Raw genomic sequence first — 2,098 nt, forward strand, 5'->3', positions numbered from 1 at the left:
GAAAAGGCGCTGAATGCAGTGGCCGCCCATAAGGACATTGGCCCCACGGCTGCAAAGGTGATTGCCGATGCCGTGCCAGCCAGCACCATTCTGGCGGCCGCAACATCTGCCATTGCCAATTCCACTGCTGAAACAGCACCCAAGAAAAGCAGCGTAGCTTCTGCTGTGGCCAGCGTCATGTTGCTTGGTCTGGTTGGCACCAGCCTGATGGCGTGCGGATCTGATCAGCTGGTGCAACGCCAGCAGTCTGTTTACGGCCTGAGCCTGTCTTACGCAGCCGCAGCCCAGCTGGCGGCTGACTATGAAAAGAACCCGGCGGCAGATCCGGCTGTGGTGGCAAAGCTGAAACCAGCCTTCCAGACCGCGCATGACCAGATTGCGCCGCTCGATGACGCCGCGGCTAAAGGTGATCCGCTACCTGAAGCCGCGGTTGAGGCCGCACAGGATGCTCTGGACGCAGCCCGCAGCCTTCTGCCTGCAAACAAGTAATCATTTTCCTGACCTCACGAAAATGATCCCCCCATGGGTGTCGGTATTACCGACACCCTTTTATTGCCTGCCAGAAATGGCGGAAAACCAAGGAAAAACCATCATGAATTATGCAAGCATTGCCATTGCTGCGGTTGAAGCTCTTGTCGAAAACGGCCCGGTGATTGTGGAAGATATTTCCGCACTACTGAAGCCGCTGAAGGAAGGCCGCGCACCCACGGCGGATGAATGGGCCTTTGCTGAAAAGCAGCTTGATGCCGCTAATGCGGCTGTGCAGGCTGGATAAGAAGATTATTGTTGGTGAGTGGGTAATATTACTCACCAACAGCTTCTTGACCGTAAGCTTTTAATGACCAATAGTATAAAAAATTTAGGAATTTCTGTGAAATATAAATAACGTTAAGTTACATTAGAGGAAAAAATGAATACAAATAAAAAATTTGAATATGCTGCGAATTTAATAAGCCGCAACAATAAAATTATAGATATATCCTCACAAAAATCCAAAAGAACAAAGTCTTTAGTTAAAATTTTATGTGGATGTCTATTGGCTTTGTCAGGATTAACTATATTTTTAATTGGTTTTAGAAATAATACAGTAATTGGTGAATATATACGGATTCTTGGAATGATAGTTTCATTTTCAGGAGTTTTTTCTACAGCATTTTTTATATTTCAAGATTTTCTAGAAGTTGGGTACTCTCTAGGTGAAAAGGCAACATATGAGAAATTATTTAGGGATTCAAAAGAAAAAATAGATCAAACAAATAATGTGACTGACCCTCCTGTAGATTACTCCCTCATTGCAAAACAAATGGAAAAACGTTTAACGGAAGAAATCGAAGCTCAAGGAAGAAAGGCTAACACTAACTTATTTATGGGAGTAATGACGGCCTTAATATCCGTTGGAATTCTGGGATGGCTTTCATTTCAAGCCACAAACAATTTTGATTCTATATTTAATAATAATTTCAAAAGTGATAATTTAGATAACAAATATATATACATATTTTATTTTGGGATATTTTTATCAAAAATAACATTATCAATTACTGCTAGTATATTTTCATTTTTCTTTCTTTCTAATTATAGGCGAAATCTGGGGGAAATTAAATTCTTTCAGAATGAACTAACTAATGTCCAATACAGATTGGTTTCGATCTTCATGGCTAAAGATCTAGGCTTAAAGATTGTATTAAATGAACTTCTTTTAAAAAATGCTGAGGTTGAACGAAATTTCATTCTAAAAAATGGTGAAAGTACTATCGAATTACGGTCTCGCGAAATTGATGTTGGCGAAACCAATGCACTAATGACAGCAGCAAAACAAGCTGGGGCAGAAGCAATATCTTCTCTTAAAAATAAAGAGAACACACCAGAAACTCATGAAAAAAAATGAACGTCTCGATTCGCTTGAACTCATAATTGAGTTTACAAATTCATTGTAACTCATTGAAAAATAACAATCATACTTCCCCTAGATTTACATAATAACACATTGATATAAAAAGATTATTACACACCCCGATGAAAGAACATGTCACGCATCCTTCTCGCGGCGTCCATCAGGTTTCCAATACCCGAAATGGCCGGACCACCTCTTTGCTGA

Annotated in this window: 3 protein-coding genes; all 3 read left to right on the top strand. The window is 40.8% G+C overall.

The genetic code is table 11. The annotated features are described in order from the left end of the window. The coding region (locus FKW19_RS15075; RefSeq protein ID WP_150225420.1) for a hypothetical protein at positions 1–489 on the top strand (489 nt) is incomplete at its 5' end. Positions 490–592: 103 nt separating this feature from the next. Beyond that, complete coding sequence (locus FKW19_RS15080) at positions 593–775, top strand: hypothetical protein (RefSeq protein WP_231111013.1); 183 nt, start codon at positions 593–595, stop codon at positions 773–775. Between the two features lie 135 nt (positions 776–910). Further along, a complete protein-coding gene (locus tag FKW19_RS15085) occupies positions 911–1,888 on the top strand; it encodes a hypothetical protein (RefSeq protein WP_116100337.1) in 978 nt (325 codons plus the stop codon). Positions 1,889–2,098: the final 210 nt, after the last annotated feature.

The sequence above is a fragment of the Acetobacter sp. DmW_125128 genome (genome assembly GCF_008704325.1).
Classification (GTDB): domain Bacteria; phylum Pseudomonadota; class Alphaproteobacteria; order Acetobacterales; family Acetobacteraceae; genus Acetobacter; species Acetobacter oryzifermentans.

Coding starts and splice junctions, on each gene's coding strand:
- FKW19_RS15080 (WP_231111013.1), top strand. CDS start 593: ATGAATTATGCAAGCATTGCCATTGCTGCGGTTGAAGCTCTTGTCGAA.
- FKW19_RS15085 (WP_116100337.1), top strand. CDS start 911: ATGAATACAAATAAAAAATTTGAATATGCTGCGAATTTAATAAGCCGC.